This window comes from Secundilactobacillus mixtipabuli (assembly GCF_002217925.1).
In the GTDB taxonomy this organism is placed as follows: domain Bacteria; phylum Bacillota; class Bacilli; order Lactobacillales; family Lactobacillaceae; genus Secundilactobacillus; species Secundilactobacillus mixtipabuli.
This window is the reverse complement of the sequence record NZ_BCMF01000001.1, coordinates 262,899-279,667: the sequence shown is the minus strand read 5'-3', so window position 1 is coordinate 279,667 and position 16,769 is coordinate 262,899. Positions and strand designations below refer to the sequence as shown.

The 16,769-nt window shown below is 44.1% G+C and carries 16 protein-coding genes; 11 read left to right on the top strand and 5 right to left on the bottom strand.

All coding sequences use genetic code 11. The features are described 5' to 3' along the window. The first annotated feature begins 68 nt into the window (after positions 1–68). A complete protein-coding gene (locus tag IWT5_RS01235) occupies positions 69–611 on the top strand; it encodes a DUF1697 domain-containing protein (protein ID WP_089108134.1) in 543 nt (180 codons plus the stop codon). Between the two features lie 68 nt (positions 612–679). Here the strand turns inward: IWT5_RS01235 and IWT5_RS01230 are convergent, their stop codons facing one another. Beyond that, on the bottom strand, positions 680–2,137 hold the full coding sequence (locus IWT5_RS01230) for a peptide MFS transporter (protein WP_159459256.1): 1,458 nt from the start codon (positions 2,135–2,137) through the stop codon (positions 680–682). Between the two features lie 174 nt (positions 2,138–2,311). On the opposite strand from IWT5_RS01230, the gene IWT5_RS01225 reads away from it, so the two are divergent. The 7 genes from IWT5_RS01225 (at position 2,312) to IWT5_RS01195 (ending at position 9,798) form a co-directional block, all read left to right on the top strand. Then, positions 2,312–2,854: a TetR/AcrR family transcriptional regulator gene (locus tag IWT5_RS01225; RefSeq protein ID WP_089108132.1), complete on the top strand. Its 543-nt coding sequence runs from the start codon at positions 2,312–2,314 to the stop codon at positions 2,852–2,854. A gap of 106 nt (positions 2,855–2,960) precedes the next feature. Further along, complete coding sequence (locus tag IWT5_RS01220) at positions 2,961–4,064, top strand: NAD(P)-dependent alcohol dehydrogenase (protein ID WP_089108131.1); 1,104 nt, start codon at positions 2,961–2,963, stop codon at positions 4,062–4,064. A gap of 248 nt (positions 4,065–4,312) precedes the next feature. Then, positions 4,313–4,732, top strand: a complete 420-nt coding sequence (locus IWT5_RS01215; protein WP_089108130.1) for a MarR family winged helix-turn-helix transcriptional regulator — start codon at positions 4,313–4,315, stop codon at positions 4,730–4,732. Beyond that, positions 4,725–5,588: an SDR family oxidoreductase gene (locus tag IWT5_RS01210; RefSeq protein ID WP_089108171.1), complete on the top strand. Its 864-nt coding sequence runs from the start codon at positions 4,725–4,727 to the stop codon at positions 5,586–5,588. The genes IWT5_RS01215 and IWT5_RS01210 overlap by 8 nt, the downstream gene beginning before the upstream one ends. 263 nt (positions 5,589–5,851) lie before the next feature. Beyond that, positions 5,852–7,240, top strand: coding sequence for an amino acid permease (locus tag IWT5_RS01205; protein ID WP_089108129.1), 1,389 nt, complete (start codon positions 5,852–5,854; stop codon positions 7,238–7,240). Positions 7,241–7,615: 375 nt separating this feature from the next. Continuing rightward, the gene (locus tag IWT5_RS01200; RefSeq protein WP_089108128.1) at positions 7,616–8,815 is read left to right on the top strand and encodes an aminotransferase-like domain-containing protein; all 1,200 of its coding nucleotides are present in this window, start codon (positions 7,616–7,618) and stop codon (positions 8,813–8,815) included. 137 nt (positions 8,816–8,952) lie between these two features. Further along, positions 8,953–9,798 carry an aldo/keto reductase gene (locus IWT5_RS01195; RefSeq protein ID WP_089108127.1) on the top strand — a complete coding sequence of 282 codons (846 nt, stop codon included), beginning with the start codon at positions 8,953–8,955 and terminating at the stop codon, positions 9,796–9,798. Positions 9,799–10,370: 572 nt separating this feature from the next. Here IWT5_RS01195 and pepI read toward each other — a convergent pair. The 3 genes from pepI to IWT5_RS01180 form a co-directional block, all read right to left on the bottom strand. After that, positions 10,371–11,249, bottom strand: a complete 879-nt coding sequence (pepI, locus tag IWT5_RS01190; RefSeq protein ID WP_089108126.1) for a proline iminopeptidase — start codon at positions 11,247–11,249, stop codon at positions 10,371–10,373. 131 nt (positions 11,250–11,380) lie between these two features. Next, entirely contained in the window at positions 11,381–11,902 is a 522-nt protein-coding gene (locus tag IWT5_RS01185; RefSeq protein ID WP_089108125.1) for a GNAT family N-acetyltransferase, read from the bottom strand. Positions 11,903–11,996: 94 nt separating this feature from the next. Further along, positions 11,997–12,545 carry a TetR/AcrR family transcriptional regulator gene (locus IWT5_RS01180; RefSeq protein ID WP_089108124.1) on the bottom strand — a complete coding sequence of 183 codons (549 nt, stop codon included), beginning with the start codon at positions 12,543–12,545 and terminating at the stop codon, positions 11,997–11,999. A 134-nt stretch (positions 12,546–12,679) separates the two neighbouring features. Between IWT5_RS01180 and IWT5_RS01175 the strand changes: the two genes are divergently transcribed. The 3 genes from IWT5_RS01175 (at position 12,680) to brnQ (ending at position 16,042) form a co-directional block, all read left to right on the top strand. Beyond that, positions 12,680–13,516, top strand: a complete 837-nt coding sequence (locus IWT5_RS01175; RefSeq protein WP_089108123.1) for an alpha/beta fold hydrolase — start codon at positions 12,680–12,682, stop codon at positions 13,514–13,516. A gap of 14 nt (positions 13,517–13,530) precedes the next feature. After that, a complete protein-coding gene (locus tag IWT5_RS01170) occupies positions 13,531–14,475 on the top strand; it encodes an amidohydrolase family protein (RefSeq protein ID WP_089108122.1) in 945 nt (314 codons plus the stop codon). 232 nt (positions 14,476–14,707) lie between these two features. Beyond that, positions 14,708–16,042 carry a branched-chain amino acid transport system II carrier protein gene (gene brnQ, locus IWT5_RS01165; RefSeq protein ID WP_089108121.1) on the top strand — a complete coding sequence of 445 codons (1,335 nt, stop codon included), beginning with the start codon at positions 14,708–14,710 and terminating at the stop codon, positions 16,040–16,042. Between the two features lie 65 nt (positions 16,043–16,107). On the opposite strand, the gene IWT5_RS01160 is transcribed toward brnQ, so the two are convergent. Continuing rightward, on the bottom strand, positions 16,108–16,728 hold the full coding sequence (locus IWT5_RS01160) for a LysM peptidoglycan-binding domain-containing protein (protein WP_089108120.1): 621 nt from the start codon (positions 16,726–16,728) through the stop codon (positions 16,108–16,110). Between the last annotated feature and the right edge of the window lie 41 nt (positions 16,729–16,769).

The following is a 16,769-nucleotide window of genomic DNA, read 5'->3' as shown; positions in this document are numbered from 1 at the left end:
TTTAGTGGTGCAGTGTTTGAAGCTAAACTATAATCAAACTAAAACATGATTTGGAATGAAGGAGTCATATGGAGTATGTACTATTAATGCGCGGCATCAACGTTGGTGGTCATCGACGGGTAGTGATGGCCGACTTGCGTGGGTTCCTCGCTTCAGCAGGTGCCACTGATGTTCAGAGTCATATTAATAGTGGCAATGTTTTGTTTGGTTATGAAGGCAATGCGACGGAAATGGTTGCTCAGGTCATTAAGGACCACTATGAGTTTGAGATTACCCACACTGTAATTGCTGCGCCAGATTACTTACAAGAGGTCGGCCAAGCACCGGAATGGTGGCGGGTAGATGACGATAATCGATACAACGCGCTGTTTAAGTTGCCCGGCTATCTGAGTGACTATGATCAGCTGATTAAGCAGAAGCTGTCAACATATGATGAAGTTGAATTTACAGCCCACGTGATTTTCTGGCGAGCACCGATGAAAAGCAATTACCGAAAGTCGTTTTTCTCGAAGCTGCTGTCTCAGCCGTTCTATTCAACGGTGTCGATTCGTAATCGCAATACCACTCTGAAGCTAGCAAAAATGGTAGCAGAGCGATTAAAAAAGAGATGAATAACGGAATCAGGGATGTTTAATGAAAACACCTCTGATCCCGTTTTGACTACCTGCGAAAATTAACTTCAGTCAGTGAGTCTCCGGTTGATTGTCTTGTTCTTAAACACCATCAGTACACCCCAGATGATGGCAATTATCCCGAGAACCAAAAAATAAAGCACTTCATGTCCCTTGGTATAGAAGTTTGCGGCAATAGCTGCCATACCGGAACCGGCAGCTTGAAATAGCGTGAAAATGGTCATCATTTGGGTGGTATAGGCGCGGGGTGCAATTTCACTGGCCATTGCTCTACCAACTGGCGAAACCAAGGTTTCTCCCGCAGTCATTAGGACAAAAAACATTAGGATCCACAGAGGCGATACCTTAGTAGAAGTAGAAAACAGACTCAGCGGCAAAATCATGATCAATGGTGCTGCGCCCCAAAGCAACAGGCCAATCCCGAATTTTAAACTTTGATTTGGCCCACGGGTTCCCAGTTTAGCCCACAATTTACTCGTGAAACTACCAAAAAGAACAGCTAATATGGCAGGGACTGTTTGAAAACTGGCGGCCGAAAGATGAATCCCCCAGACGTTTAAGTTCACGTGGTACAACGTATAAATTGATAAAACACCTTCAGCCTGACTACTGATCAGCATGCTGATACTGACGCCGATTAAGAAAAGGCCATACGTTTGTAGGTGACCTGCTTCCTGACGGGTAACCTTACTGCTGCAGATGATTTTTACTAAATAGCCGAACGGTAAGATGATGCCGAGGATGCCGACCACATTATTGAAACGATTGGCAGTTAACCAACCCATCCAGACCAGCAGGATAATCAAAAGAGCAATGATGGTTATTCCCCAGAACAGTCTTTTTTTCAAAACTCGCCGCTCTGCTGGTTGCATGGGATCAGGCGACAACGTTCCCAGGGTGCCAAAGTAACGATGATTCAGAAGGAGATAGGGAACAGTTGTCGCGATTTGAACGATGACGGCTACCAGAAAGCCCATATTATAGCCGAAGCGTAGGGATACCGCACCCGTAATGACCGGTCCGGCTGCCCCAACGTTGTTCATGATATAAATGAAAGTAAATGCGGAATTCCGCATGGTGCCATTTTGGTGATAAAGCAATCCCACTAACGCATAGAGACTCTGGCCGGTGATACCAGAGGCGATGATCTGGAGTGCCAAACTAATGAAGAACAGGATTAGGCCACCGTGCGGGACAACCAGTAGCGAAATGGCAACGATATTGAGCAGGGTACCATATATGTAAGGTTTTCGCAGGCCCACCAAGCGATCCGCGGCATAACTACCAGCGATTCCGGCAAAGTAGCCTAATGAAGAGAAGACCGCCATGATTTGGGCAGCGGTGATGCGATCAAGTCCCAGACCGCCGGCGTGCAGCGGTTCGTAGAGATATAAAATCATGATGGCACTGACTGCGTAGGTTGCAAAGCCGTTGCCTAGCGCGCCAGTGGCCATCAGGTTGAATGCGGGTCGTTGCTTAATAAGCATATTGTCTTGTTTTGCCACGGGGGACACCTCTAGTGATGACGAATTTTGTGAACTAATTAGCATAACATAAAAGTTGTGGCGTTTTAAACGGTTAGGTGATAAAGGTTTGCCAAAATTCAATTCAGCGATACTAAATGGGCGGTTAAAAATGCTATAATCTGGGTATTAAATCAAGTCCACCGAGGTAGAGAAATGGCTGAATTAAAGGCGAAAGATAAAAGCAAAGAGAAGTTCTATCAGGCCCTACTGCAAATGAAAGCGGATGGGGTAGATTATCGGGCAACCACCGTTCAGCAAATTGCTTCGTACGCAGGTTTGTCTCGTCAAACTTTCTATCGCCACTATCAGGATAAAGATGAGATCATTGCTTCAAGAGTTCACGAATTTAAGTTAAACGCGCTACATCGTTTTAGGTTGACTGCCAATTTAGATGCCCAAGCCATGATCGGTTTTCTAATTGCCTACTGGAATGATCATCGCGAATTCTTTGCGTTAATTGAATGGGCGGAACTACGCGAAGTATTGATTGATAACATTGCGTTCATGCAGCGTGAAGTCATGAAAATGAATAACGTGGTCCACTTGAATGAAGCGTATATCACGAATACTTATGCAGGTGCGACGTACATGTTTCTAAGAACTTTTCTAGAGGAAGATAGTCAGTCCAGAAATGTTCAAACTCTGACTGAACTATTTTTAAAGATGACGAATAACTACAATCTGTTGTTTAAATAGTGTGACAGTTTGCCTGTTATTGATACATTTAAACAGGCTGATCCATGATATTCTAGAACCGAAATCAATGTGAATTAATTATCAAACATTAATGGAGGTATTGACCATGGAAATTACTGCTGCTGTATCATTAGAAAAAGGCGCCCCTTTAGAGATTAAGAAAGTTAATTTAGACGATAATCTAAAAGCTGATGAGCTATTGGTTAAAACGGTTGCCAGTGGGATTTGCGGCGCCGATATTTTGGAAGTAAATGGTGGGCCAACAGGCTTTGCACCAATCCCAATGATTATGGGACATGAAGGTGCTGGTATTGTTGAAGCTGTCGGTTCAAGTGTCACTGAATTTCAAAAGGGCGATCATGTCACCGTTTCCTACGCTAGCTGTGGCACCTGCAAGCAGTGTGTTGCTGGCCGTCCATATGCCTGCGAACGGATGAACGAACTGAACTTTGAAGGCAAAGACATTGATGGCGGTACTCGTTATGAACTTGACGGCCAACCACTGAGTTCATTCTTCCAGCAAAGTTCTTTTGGTAACTATATGAAAGTGCAAGCTAGAAACGTTGTCAAGGTAACTAAAGATGTTGACTTGAAACTCCTTGGACCTTTGGGCTGTGGTTTACAAACCGGTGCCGGCACCGTTTTGAACGATTTAAAGCCAGAACCAGGTGATGGGATCGTTATCTTTGGTACGGGTACCGTGGGGCTGGCTGCAATTATGGCTGCCAAAGTGGCTCACTGTGACCCAATTATTGCCGTTGACGTGGTTGATAGCCGATTAGACTTAGCACTTGAATTAGGTGCAACCAACGTCATCAACAGCAAAAACATTCCTGATGTGCCAGCCGAAGTACAAAAAATCAGTGCTGGCGGTGTCGAATTTGGTGTTGTATCAGCTGGTATCAAAGGCTTAGCTGAAAACGCAGTTCGTTCAACTGGTATTTATGGTCAAGTTGCAGTTGTCGGCGGTGCTTTTGAAGGTGAATTTAATATGGCACAGGATTTCTTAGTACCAGCTCGAACGATGCGCGGTGTCCTGCAGGGTTCTTCATTGCCGAAGCTATTTATTCCAAAACTAATCAAACTTTATCAAGCAGGCCAATTCCCATTCGACAAGTTAGTTAAATACTATGATTTGAAAGATATTAACCTAGCAATGGCAGATTCAAAATCAGGTAAAGTCATCAAACCAATTTTGATGATGCCTTAATAAGTGATAAGAAGCAGATCTGGTATAGGTAGATTCTTCGGAATTTGCTAATGTGCTGGTAAAATCGTATGAGTGATAAGTATTGCTAAAACTGCAGATTGATTAATATTGTTTCATTAAAGCGAGACCGGACAAAAGCTTTTGTCCGGTCTCGCTTTTTGTATTAAAAACTCGAATAGTAGTTATTTTGACTTTAAAGCCCATGTTCGATATAGTTAGTGTACTAACTATATAAAGGAGGCGTCAGCATGCATAATTTTGGCTATCTCATCATGGATGTTGCTAAAAAGCTTCGCCATCAGCTAAATATGACGTTGGAGAAAGAGGGAATCACCAGTGCTCAATGGGCGGTACTAGCTCAAATGGGACTGGTAGAATCGCTCTTAACTTCAGCACAAGTGGCGGACATGGTGGGGATGGATCGCGCTACGATCTCGGGAGTCGTTAAACGGCTTGAAGCAAAAGAACTGGTTCACATTCAAACATCCAGTGAAGATCGACGGGCCCGTACCTTAACGTTAACGGACAGTGGTGAGCAGATGTTCAAACACTGCCAGCGGATTGCTGACCTGCAAATATCAGAATTTGCGACGCCTCTGAACGCAGAAGAACAGGAAGCATTAGTACAACTACTTATGAAATTGGAAGAGGGTCATGATGTTGGATAAAGTTCTAGTTTTAGGCAGTACAGGAAACATCGGCTGGCCGGTGGTTCAACAGCTGGCAGCAATGAATGATGTGACTGTCGTTGCTGGGATTTATCATTCTGAGCCGGATCAAATGAGGCAACTGGGCGTTGAAACCCGCCATTTTGATTTTCTAGATGCCAGTACTTTTACGCCAGCCTTAGAAGGGGTTAATAAGGTGTTTTTTGTTCGGCCACCAGAATTAGCCAAGCCGGAACAAGACATGAAGCCGTTTTTGACTGCAGTGAAGAAACACGGGATTGATCAAGTCGTCTTCGTGTCTCTCATTGGCGTGGAGAAAAATCCAATGGTTCCCCACCGCAAAATTGAACGGATGATTACCGAAATGGGGCTGCCACACACCTTTATTCGACCGAGTTTCTTTATGCAGAACTTAACCAGCACGCATTTACAGGATATTCAACAGCATCATGATTTATTTGTTCCAGCCGGTCATTCTAAAACCAGCTTTATCGATACGCGGGACATTGCGGCGGTTGCCGTAGCAACACTATGCGATCCCCAGTACCTTGGTCAGGCGTTAGCAATTACGGGGCCTGCTGCCATTACTTACAAGCAGGCTGCCCAGATTATGACCACGGAATTAGGTGTACCAATTACTTACAGTAAGCCTAGTCTACTTAAATTCCGGCGCACCATGATTCAGCGAGGCATCAAGAAAGAATTTGCCAACGTGACGGTAATGCTCTATATCATTACGCAATTGGGTAATGCCAAAACAGTTACGAATACAGTGGCGGAGGTCCTGGGCCGCCCAGCCACGACCTTTGCTGAATTTGTTAGAGATAATAAAGCTTTGTTCTTAAATCAGAAGTAAAAACCCGCCGTTTATTGGGAATATGTAGCGTGCGGCGATCGTCACAATAATAGCGCTCACATTTAAATAATCGTTGAAGTTTGCTTTGTTTGTGCCACTGTTGGTGCTAAGATATTAAAGGTAAATAAGGTTTGTAGATACTTTCACACTTTTTAAACTGTGAGGCAGTATTTAACTTCGGGCGTAATGTTCCGGTGTTCACCGGCATTGCGCCCAATTTAAATGAATCAATAATTTGGTTAAGTTGGAGAGGCAATAATTTAATGAAGCGAAAAGTAAAAGAGTCGCCTGCGTTACGTCGAACAATGACGGCGGGACAAATGGAAATGATTTCCTTAGGCGGCGCAATTGGTGTTGGCCTGTTTATGGGTTCCACTTCAACGATTAAGTGGACGGGGCCTTCCGTATTGTTGGCTTATATGTTTGTTGGCTTAATTTTGTACATCGTCATGCGAGCGCTTGGTGAAATGATCTACATTAATCCCGGAACGGGTTCCTTCGCGGATTACGCCACCGAATACGTTCACCCCCTAGCTGGGTATTTGGCGAAATGGGCCAACGTGTTTGAATATATTGTGGTTGGTATGTCCGAAGTGGTGGCGGCAACGCAGTACTTACAATACTGGTGGCCGCACATTAACACTTCAACAGTGGGCATTATCATCATTGCCTTTTTAGTGGTCGCTAATTTGGCCAGTGCGAAGGCTTATGGCTCACTGGAGTTCTGGTTTGCCATGATCAAAGTGGTAACGATCATCATGATGATTATCCTTGGTCTATTGGTCATTTTCTTTGGGATCGGTAACGGCGGTCATCCAACCGGTTTCAGCAACCTCTGGGCACATGGCGGCTTCTTTACGGGTGGCGTGAAAGGGTTCTTCTTCTCCATGTCGATTATCGTCGGTTCGTATGAAGGTATTGAATTGTTGGGAATTACGGCTGGTGAAGTGGCCAACCCGCAACAAGCTATCGTTAAATCCGTAAAGTCGGTTCTGTTACGAATCTTGATCTTTTACGTTGGCGCGATTTTTGTGATCGTCACGATTTACCCTTGGAATCATTTGAGTGCGATCGGTTCGCCATTTGTTTCTACCTTTGCTAAAGTTGGGATTACGGCTGCCGCTTCCGTGATCAACTTTGTGGTGCTAACTGCTGCGTTATCCAGTGCTAACTCGGGGATTTACTCTTCAAGCAGAATGCTGTTTAAGCTGGCACATGAAAATGATGCGCCAAAGATTTTCGGGCACTTGTCAAAACGCGTTGTTCCTAGTGCATCGATCTTAGGAATCTCAGGTGGTATCCTGTTAGGGTTTATCTTGGATATTGTCTTTTCTGCCTATAACAAATCAACGTCAAACTTGTTTGTGGTGGTCTTCAGTTCCTCTGTGCTGCCCGGCATGATTCCGTGGTTTGTGATCCTATTGGCCGAACTGCGATTCCGGAAAAATAATGCTTTAGTTATGAAAGATCATCCTTTTAAGTTACCTTTATATCCATTCTCAGATTATTTTGCCATCGTCATGTTACTGGTGATCGTAGGGTTCATGTTTGTTAACCCTGATACGCGAATTTCGGTGATTGTTGGCGCATTGGTCCTGGTTGTCGCAACCTTGTTCTACTTGGTACGGCATCGGCATGGACGCTTAGATTAAAGGAAGCTGCGACACAACTCGGTAGATTCCAGAATATAACCCCAAATAACGTCATTCCGATGGGCTTTATCGGGATGGCGTTATTTGGGGTTATATGGCCGGAATCTGAGTTGTGGAACAGGTTAAGGCTATATCTAAGTAATGAACTAAAGTAAATTTTAGGCTGTGTGTCCGTCAATAAATCACTTTAAATCCTTGTCGATATAGATTTACGGTACCACTCATTTAATTTCGGGAGCCAATTAATTTGGTGGCACAATTATGAATTTCCTAATCATACTTTAATTTTTGTGCTATAATGTTACTCAAACTACTACAAGTGCAGTGGTTAACATATTGCTTATTAGTAAACTTACATATAGAGGAGTGTTCTAGATGAACTATAAATTTTCTAACCGAGTTCCCAAGACTGATACTGACCCCGTTGGTGATATCTTAAAGGCTGCTGCTGATCCTAAAGTTACGTCATTCGCTGGTGGCTTACCCGCCCCAGAACTCTTCCCAGTGGCCCAAGTTCAAGCTGCTGCGGATAAGGTTTTAAAGGAAAAGGGTGCTGCTGCGTTACAATACAGTTCAGCACAAGGGGTACCTGAATTACGTAACGTCATTCTCAAACGATTAGAGGTCGAAGGGATTCATACGACTGCTGACCACGTCATGATTGCCACTGGTTCACAGCAATCGATCGATTTAACGGCTAAGATGTTCCTTGATGAAGGCAGTGCTGTCATTGTTGAAGACCCAACCTACTTGACCGCCGTTGATGTTTTCCGTTCATACGGTGCCCATTTTGTCGGCGTTGATATGGATGAAGACGGGATGAAGATGGATTCTCTTGAAGAAGCGTTAAAGAACAATCCGGATACCCGTTTAATTTACACTGTCCCTACTTTCCAAAACCCAACTGGCCGAACGATGACCTTGGAACGGCGGAAGAAGTTGGTCGAATTAGCTGACAAGTACGATGTGATGGTTTTGGAAGATAACCCCTATGGTGCTATTCGTTGGGCAGGTAAAAATTTACCTTCGCTGAAGTCATTAGATAAGACCGGCCACGTCATCTACATGGGAACCATGTCGAAGATCTTCGCACCAGGCCTTCGAATCGGCTGGGTTGTTGCAGAACCAAAATTACTGAAGAAGTACACCATGATGAAGCAGTCTGCTGATCTGCATACGGATAGCTTCTCACAGTACGTTTGTGCACAGTACTTTACCGACAATGATATCAATGACCATATCGAAAAGATCACGGCTTTATATCACAAGCGTGAGCAACTCATGATGGATGCCATCGATAAGTACTTCCCAAAGGGTGTCAAGCACAGTAATCCTGAGGGTGGGATGTTCCTGTGGGTCACAGTACCTGGCGTTAAGAGCTCGCAAGACTTGTTTGACGCAGCTTTGAAGCGTAACGTGGCCGTGGTTCCCGGCGATCCATTCTATGGTAACCAGCCTGAACCAGGCACGTTTAGAATGAACTATTCAAACACGCCTGAAGACGGTATCGTCGATGGGGTTAAGGAATTGGCTGCCGCACTTGATGAAGTGATGACAGTACCAGCACCAAAATAATAATCAGAAGTTAAATTAAGAAAAATCCCGTTCGCTGACGGACAGCATGGTTAATGCTATCTGTGCGTGTCACGGGATTTTTTATTGATCAGAAACTGATATAATAAGGCTAAACACCAGAAATAGGGGGAATTAAAATGACGACAATTACCGAAACGTTTGAATTAAATAATGGCTTAAAGATGCCCAAAGTTGGTTTTGGTACCTGGCAAACGGAACCGGGAAAAGAAACCTATGATGCCGTTAGTAACGCGTTGAAAGCGGGCTATCGGTTCATCGATACTGCTAAAGCATACGGCAACGAGAAGAGCGTTGGTGAAGCTATTGCAGATAGTGACGTTGACCGGTCAGATATTTTTGTTCAAACGAAGCTGCCAGGGGAAACGAAGACGTATGAGCAAACGTTGGCGGATTTTGACAGCAGTCTAAAGGCCCTTAACCTTGACTATGTTGATTCTTATATCATTCATGCGCCATGGCCATGGGATCAGATGGGAACCAACCATGATGCTGAGAACCGTGACGTCTGGCGAGCAATGCAAGAAATCTATAAGAGTGGTCGGGCAAAGTCAATCGGAGTTTCTAACTTTAATTCTCACGATTTGGCCAACCTGCTCACTTGGAAAGACCTCACCGTTACACCCGCTGTAGATCAAATTCAGTACTATATTGGCTATACCCAGGATTCGATTGTAAAGACTGCTGAAGACAACGGGATTGTTGTCCAAGCCTATTCACCGCTAGCAACTGGTGGCTTAGTGGGAAGTCCCGATTTGGAACGGTTGGCTGATAAGTACAGCGTCTCGATTCCACAGTTGGCCCTGCGTTTTGTGATTCAAAATGGGTTAGCACCGTTACCTAAGGCGCGCTCAATGGCACATATTCAGGCAAATGCTAAGTTGGATTTTGAAATCAGCGATAAAGACATGGCCTTTTTAAACCGATTAACTGCTGAAGATCATTGGCACCCAACCGGCGATTAGTCAAAATGATAAACGATGGAACAGCGTCAAATGCGGGCGCTGTTCTTTTTTTTGACGTCTTAGAGTGTTTAATTCATATTTACTTAAAAAAATCAAGGCTTTTAGTAAAAAGTCGCGGAATTAAATTTAAATTTTGGGTTAAACGTGGTAAACTATTGTTATCCAAAGCATAAGTGTGATGGGTATTCGGTGTCTGAATTTACGAGGTCACCGAATTGCCGTTATGCCAGTTAGAACAGTGTGCAGATAAGTTGAGTGATCAACTTATCTGTTATGTTTGTTCTCACTGTCTGACGGTTTTGGGCCTTTTAAAGGTCCACTGTAATTGAAAAAACGGGTCGCAAAAATCCTGCGGAATAAATTAAACTTCTCCCTGTAAATTTTAATAGACTAAGTGTTATTTCCCCCATAATAGATAACCAATTAGTTTCCGTGTAAGGATGACCTTGTGAGTATTGATTACAGCGCTAAAGAGCTTCGAACCTCCCCAGTTCGGAGCTTTTTGTTTGGCTTCATTTATCAAAAATAGCCTGATGGTCGTTTTCGTGATCATCAGGCTATTTTAAATTCAGTTAATCGTTTTCCTTTAACCAACTATCAAGCACTTTAATGAATTCATCATGCTGATCTAATAAAGCTAAGTGACGGCTGTTGGCGAATAAGTGCCATTTAGCACCTGGAATATGGTCGTAAACTGACTTGGCAATCAGTGGCGTGCAAAGATCATCGGTCCCATTGGTAACCAATACAGGTACGTGAATCTTATGCAAATCATTGGTAACGTCATAGTCGCTGATAGTCCCATTTTCGGTAAATTCGTTAGGGCCTTCCGCAATGAGGCTCGCACGTTTACCGTTAGTTTCTCGGCGCAATGGTTCTGGCGAATTTTCGTCAGGGTCATCCCAGCAATAGCGTTCCATATAGCGATCATTGGCAGCCAGGTACTTAGGACCGGTAAAATTACCTGTCCGCTCAGCTTCTGCAATGGCTTGCCGGTCTTCATAACTCAGGTAGGAAATCAGCCGGTGCTGTTCTTGCGTCCAAAGCTTAATTGAGGCAGGGGAGCCGTCAATCATGACACTCTTGACGCCGGTTTGATCGTACTGGGTTAGATAAAGCATTTCCAGCATGCCGCCCCAAGACTGTCCCAGCATGTGAATCTGGTCAAGGTGCAAGTATTTTCTCAGGACAATTAATTCCTCTGCCCAAGTTTCTTTGACGTAGACGCTTTCGTCTTCGGGTAATGAAGATTTACCGCAACCCACTTGGTCATACATAATGAGCTGGCGGCCGGTTTCAGCGTAGTCGTCTAGTAATTCAAAATAGTTATGAGAAGATCCGGGACCACCATGAATTAATAATAATGGTGCTTTGCCCGGCGCTTTTTCACCCACAATTCGGTAGTAGGTTTTGTAGCCATGAAATGGCATATAGCCTTCTTTAATTTTCATTCCTGATCAATCCCCTTTGAAATATGGTTTCATCTTTGATTGTACTACTGTTTAGGGATTGAGGAATGATGTTATGGAGCTAAAACGTGGTTCAGTAGATGGGGATTTGCAAGCCCCCTGAACATCAGTTATCACTTGTTGATGACTTTTTTCATTAATATATCTCTTTGCCGAGCGTTACCCAGTTTGAATAAATGATCTGCAAACTCGGTGAAGCCCAACGCTGCGTAGAACTTTTGGGCAGCATGGTTATATTCCCATACGCCTAACCAGACGACCTTTTTATCCAGCTGATAGGCTCGCTTGATGGCGTAATCCATTAACTGCCGGCCGTAGCCTAACCGTTTATAAGCCTGCCGGACATAGATGCGCTCAACTTCTAGTGCGTCAGCACCTTGATCAACCGATTGGGCAGCGTTAATATTCAATTTTAAATAACCAACGATTTGATCATCTTTCTTCAAGAAGTAGAAAAACGAATTTGCGTTTTGCAGCTGTTCCTGCAACCTTTCTTTGCTTAATTCGTGATCTATATACCAATTCATATCTTCATCGAGATTATAGGCACCAAGGGTATCTTGAAACGTTTCTTGGCTAATTGCTTGTAATGCTGCTGCATCCGCGGCCGTTAACTGAATGATTGAATCTGCCATGATTTGACTCACCATACTTTCAACTAGATTTTCTACGAAATCATTAAGTCTATTCTACGATAGGCTTTTTAGTGTTTTCAAGTAGTGGCCCTCACTAAAATTGGTCAATGATGCGGTCAACGTTCTTCTCAAAAATCGTTTGGTTAATGCCGGATTCTTTCCTGGCAGTCAAAAGTGCCAAATGACCGACCACAAATTCTAAAAAGAGGGCGGTATTGGCGGTTACTTGCTGCTTGTCCTGACTGACTTCAGCAACGAGTTGTTTAATTGGTTGGCGTAACTGATTCATCGCTTCTGCAACTTCTGTTTCATCACTATAGTAAGAAATTCCCCACACCATATCAGTGAAGGGCATTCCTGATCGGGTAAATTGAATAAAATTGATTGCTAATTGCCGCAGGGCAGTTTTACCAGTTAAACCATTAATCTGTCCATCGAGGTAGGTCACTAACTTTTGGACATATAGCGCTACAATACCACTCTTCACGGCAGCAATATCGGCTAAATAACGGTACATTGATTGTGGGCGGATGCCGATTTCACGTGCCAGTCCATTATACGTAATGCCGTTTAGACCTGATTCACTTGCGATTTCCAGCCCTTTTTCCAAGATGATTTCACGGGATAATTGTCCACGTTTCATTTATTTTTCTCTCCTCATTTGCAAAACTCATGGTATGAGTTTATAATACAATTACAGTTTAAAACTCATACCATGAGTTTATCCTAAACAACGTTAATCAGCAAGCTTTAATCACAATCGAGGGAGTCTTTAAAATGGCAACATTAAATCAAAAAGGTGCAACATTAGACTATCAAGTAAAAGGTAACGGCCCAGTTCTTATTTTGATCCCAGGTGCTAATGGTACAGGTAACATCTTCCAAGGAGCGGTTGAATTCTTACAGCACAAATTTACGGTGGTAACCTTTGACCGCCGTGGCTATGGTAATAGTAAGCTAACTGAGCCACTGCCAGCAGAAGCCGAAGAAATCAATAGTACCTACCGACTCAAGACTGATGCCGCTGATGTTGCCGCTTTAGCAGCTAAATTAAGTCCTAACGACCCCGTTTACATCATGGGTTCAAGCTCTGGGTCAATTGTTGCCATGGAGACTTTACAAGACTATCCAGATATCGTTAAGGGAATTGCCTTTCACGAACCGCCAATCAACAGTTTCTTGCCAAATGCGAAACAAGATCAAGAAAACAATAACGCCATCGTGAAATCAGCCTTTGAAGAAGATATGGGCGCAGCGATGAAGAAGTTTGGCCAATTTATGCGGATTGGCGGTTTAGACGCCAAAATGATGAGTAAGCCGGCCGTCAACTTAAAGGGGAATACCGATCCCGCCATTGCTGGGATGAAGTTCTGGTTTCAGTACGAGATTCGTCAATACACAAGTCGCAAGATTGATATTGACCAGTTGGCAAAGTACAGCGACCGGATTCATTTGCTGAATGGGACCGATTCAGTTGGCTCTTATCCACAAGATGTGAATGCTTTTCTATCTGATTACTGGAACATCCCAATTTATGACATTCCTGGCGGTCACTTGGGCTATGCTCAAAATCCAGAAGGATTCGCAACGACACTCGAAGCCGTTTTACTATAGGAGGCACATTTTAAATGACTTATCACAAAATTGATTTTCACGCACACTACCTATCACCCGGCTACAAAAAGTATTTAAAGGACCAGTTTAATGACATGGGTGACGGGGTGCCAACGCCTGAATACTCGATCGATACGACACTTTCAATCATAGATCAAGTGAATATCGACTATTCCGTTATTTCTATTTCGTCGCCTCACATCAACACTGGCGAAGAATCTAGCACTATTGAATTAGCCCAGGAAGTAAACGAATACGCTGCTAAGCAACACCAAAAATACAAGGATAAAATCGGCTTTTTCGCTTCACTGCCACTGCCTTACGTTACTGCCAGTCAAAAGGCCATTAAGGTTGCGTTAGCTGATGATGCCACCGGCTTTACTTTGCCAACTAATTCCCGCGGGATTTACCTGGGTGACAAGCGCTTAGATCCAATCATGCAGGCTCTGGATGACAACCATGCACTGGTCGCTTTGCACCCCAATGCACCAGGTGTGGAAGACCCAACAGTAACAAGCGAAATTCCAGCGCCAATCGTGGAATTCTTCTTCGATACGACTCGGACGGTATTAAACATGCTGCAAAACGGCATCTTCACCCGTTATCCAAATATCCGGTTCATCATTCCTCATGCTGGTGCCGTATTACCATTGGTAGCTAGCCGGGTACAAAACTTGGCACAGTCATTGAACCACGATTTGACCGATAATCAAGTGGATATCATGAGCGTGCTGAGTAACCAGTACTTTGATGTTGCTGGTATGGTACTGCCACAGCAACTACCAGCACTATTGGAGTTAATCGATTCAAACAAGTTGCTGTATGCTTCTGATACACCATATACTCCGACGCCGGCGGTTTTGAATTTATCCAATCAGCTTGAAATAACCGGTTTACTGTCAGATGCTTTGAAGCAGCGGATCTTCATGAAGAATGGGGAAGATCTGTTAAAGAAGTAGAGCGTGAAAAAGGGCGTTCATGCCCCAGAGTATAAGACGAAAAAACAAGTGCTCAGTCGTTTTTTGACTGGGCACTTGTTTTTTCGTCTTATACGGCCGGGGCATGCCCTTTTGAACGCGTTTCAGCTATGTAAAATTAATGAGAACTCCTAAATTTCATCATTTTCACGCCCTAAAACTTTCCAACAACAGTAGAATAGAAAAAGAATGCTATCAACTGGAGTGAAAATATATGTCGACACAAAAATTAAGCACCCGTAACCTGATCTTCATCGGCATGATGTTATTTGGTCTCTTTTTCGGTGCTGGTAATTTAATTTTCCCCGTTTTTGTCGGTCAGCAGGCGGGAACCCACTATTGGCCAGCCATGATTGGTTTTTTGATTTCTGGCGTTGGTCTGCCGCTGTTAGGGGTGGCAGCTATCGGTATCACAAAATCGGATGGGGTCTTTCAATTATCGCAAAAGGTTAATCGGTTTTATGCCTATGCGTTTACGATTCTGCTCTATCTCTGTATTGGGCCGCTATTTGCGTTACCGCGGCTAGCATCAATCTCATTTGAAGTCGGTTTGAATCCATTTGTAACTACTAACCACCGAAGCGGGGGACTTTTGATTTATTCGATCCTATTCTTTTTGGCAGCTTGGTGGTTTGCCCGAAAGCCCAGTAAAATCATGGTTTATGTGGGTAAATTTTTAACGCCTGCTTTTTTGATTCTACTAGCAGCCCTTCTGATCATGGTAGTCGCTAAGCCAATGGGCAGTGGTCAGCTTCCCGTGGGAGATTATGTGAAATCCCCCGTTGCAGCGGGATTTACGGCGGGCTATTCCACCATGGATGCCCTAGCAGGACTAGCGTTTGGCATCATTGTGGTCAACGCGATTCGTGAGTTAGGGGTGACAGAACCCACTCGGGTGGCGCGTGATACTATCCAAGCGGGGAGCATCGCGGTTATTTTCATGGCGGTAATCTACAGTTTGCTAGGTCTATTAGGACGGAATGCACTGGGACAATTTAGTCGAGCTGCCAATGGTGGCCCGGTATTAGCCAACGTGGCTAACCATTACTTTGGTGATTTTGGGAATCTGTTATTAGCTATTTTAGTGATTTTAGCTTGCTTAAAAACGGCTATTGGCCTGATTACAGCGTTTGGCGATACCTTCAAGGAACTTTTTCCGCGGATCCCTTATGCAGCGTTAATTATTCTGGCTAGTACCGTACCGTTGATTTTCGCCAATATCGGCCTAGATCGGCTACTTTTATTTTCCACACCGCTGCTATATTTCATCTATCCCTTAGCCATTACCCTGATATTGATGAGTTTACTCACGCCGCTGATCGGTGAATCACACTGGTTATTTGGATCGGTGACCGTTTTTACACTGATTCCTGCGATATTGGATGGGTTAAATGCTTTGCCAGCAAATCTGCATAATGGCTGGATCGCCGATATTCTTTCGGTAGGTCGCTTACTGCCTGGATTCAGCATGGGGCTTGGCTGGACAGTGCCCGCGTTGGTCGGCTTAGTCGTTGGCTGGTGTTTGGCGAGAATAATGCCACAAAAATAATTGAAACCACAAAAAAACATGACGGCAATTGCCGTCATGTTTTTTATTATGGGTTGGGTTTTATCTTATAAAGCCCAGGCACCCATACCTTGTGCGTGGTAAAGTGAAACTGCTGCGTTAACTTGGGCAGTAACATCGCCACCGTTGATGTGCATGTTTTGGAATAAACCGTAAGCACCGCTTGAACTGTTACGGATACCGGCATTCCAGCCTGATTCACGAGTGATGATCGCGTTCCAAGTAGAAGCGGGGACACCAGTCCGTGATGACATTTGGTTCAAGACGTAGCTCTTCATGTTGCTGCCAGAGTAGCTAGCTGAGCCAGCGTTGTTAGTGGTTTGGTTAGTTGTTGCAGCTTGGGCTTTGTAACCATTGTAGTTGTTGGTTTGGCCGTTGTAAGCTGCGGTTGACTGGCTGGTAGCTGCTGGTTGAGCAGCAGTTGTTTGGCTAGTCGTTGAGCCATCAGGAATAACTAATTTTTGACCTGGTAAGATCAAGTGGTTATTGATGTGGTTGGCTTGCTCGATGGCATTGATCGTTGAGTGGAAGGTCTGTGAGATCGCCCAAACTGAGTCACCGGACTTAACAGTGTAAGTCGTAGATGCACTCGCGCCGGTTGCGCCAGCAAAGAACAATGCGACAGCTGCTGCGGATGTTGCTAAAATTGAAGTAACAAATTTTTTCAAGTATATACACTCCTATAATTTAAACCTGTAAGGTCCATCAA

Excerpts from the sequence above, each read along its gene's own strand:
- IWT5_RS01170 (WP_089108122.1), top strand. The coding sequence starts at position 13,531 with ATGACTTATCACAAAATTGATTTTCACGCACACTACCTATCACCCGGC.
- IWT5_RS01180 (WP_089108124.1), bottom strand. The coding sequence starts at position 12,545 with ATGAAACGTGGACAATTATCCCGTGAAATCATCTTGGAAAAAGGGCTG.
- IWT5_RS01220 (WP_089108131.1), top strand. The coding sequence starts at position 2,961 with ATGGAAATTACTGCTGCTGTATCATTAGAAAAAGGCGCCCCTTTAGAG.
- IWT5_RS01175 (WP_089108123.1), top strand. The coding sequence starts at position 12,680 with ATGGCAACATTAAATCAAAAAGGTGCAACATTAGACTATCAAGTAAAA.
- IWT5_RS01205 (WP_089108129.1), top strand. The coding sequence starts at position 5,852 with ATGAAGCGAAAAGTAAAAGAGTCGCCTGCGTTACGTCGAACAATGACG.
- IWT5_RS01225 (WP_089108132.1), top strand. The coding sequence starts at position 2,312 with ATGGCTGAATTAAAGGCGAAAGATAAAAGCAAAGAGAAGTTCTATCAG.
- IWT5_RS01235 (WP_089108134.1), top strand. The coding sequence starts at position 69 with ATGGAGTATGTACTATTAATGCGCGGCATCAACGTTGGTGGTCATCGA.
- IWT5_RS01215 (WP_089108130.1), top strand. The coding sequence starts at position 4,313 with ATGCATAATTTTGGCTATCTCATCATGGATGTTGCTAAAAAGCTTCGC.
- IWT5_RS01200 (WP_089108128.1), top strand. The coding sequence starts at position 7,616 with ATGAACTATAAATTTTCTAACCGAGTTCCCAAGACTGATACTGACCCC.
- IWT5_RS01195 (WP_089108127.1), top strand. The coding sequence starts at position 8,953 with ATGACGACAATTACCGAAACGTTTGAATTAAATAATGGCTTAAAGATG.
- IWT5_RS01185 (WP_089108125.1), bottom strand. The coding sequence starts at position 11,902 with ATGGCAGATTCAATCATTCAGTTAACGGCCGCGGATGCAGCAGCATTA.
- pepI (WP_089108126.1), bottom strand. The coding sequence starts at position 11,249 with ATGAAAATTAAAGAAGGCTATATGCCATTTCATGGCTACAAAACCTAC.
- brnQ (WP_089108121.1), top strand. The coding sequence starts at position 14,708 with ATGTCGACACAAAAATTAAGCACCCGTAACCTGATCTTCATCGGCATG.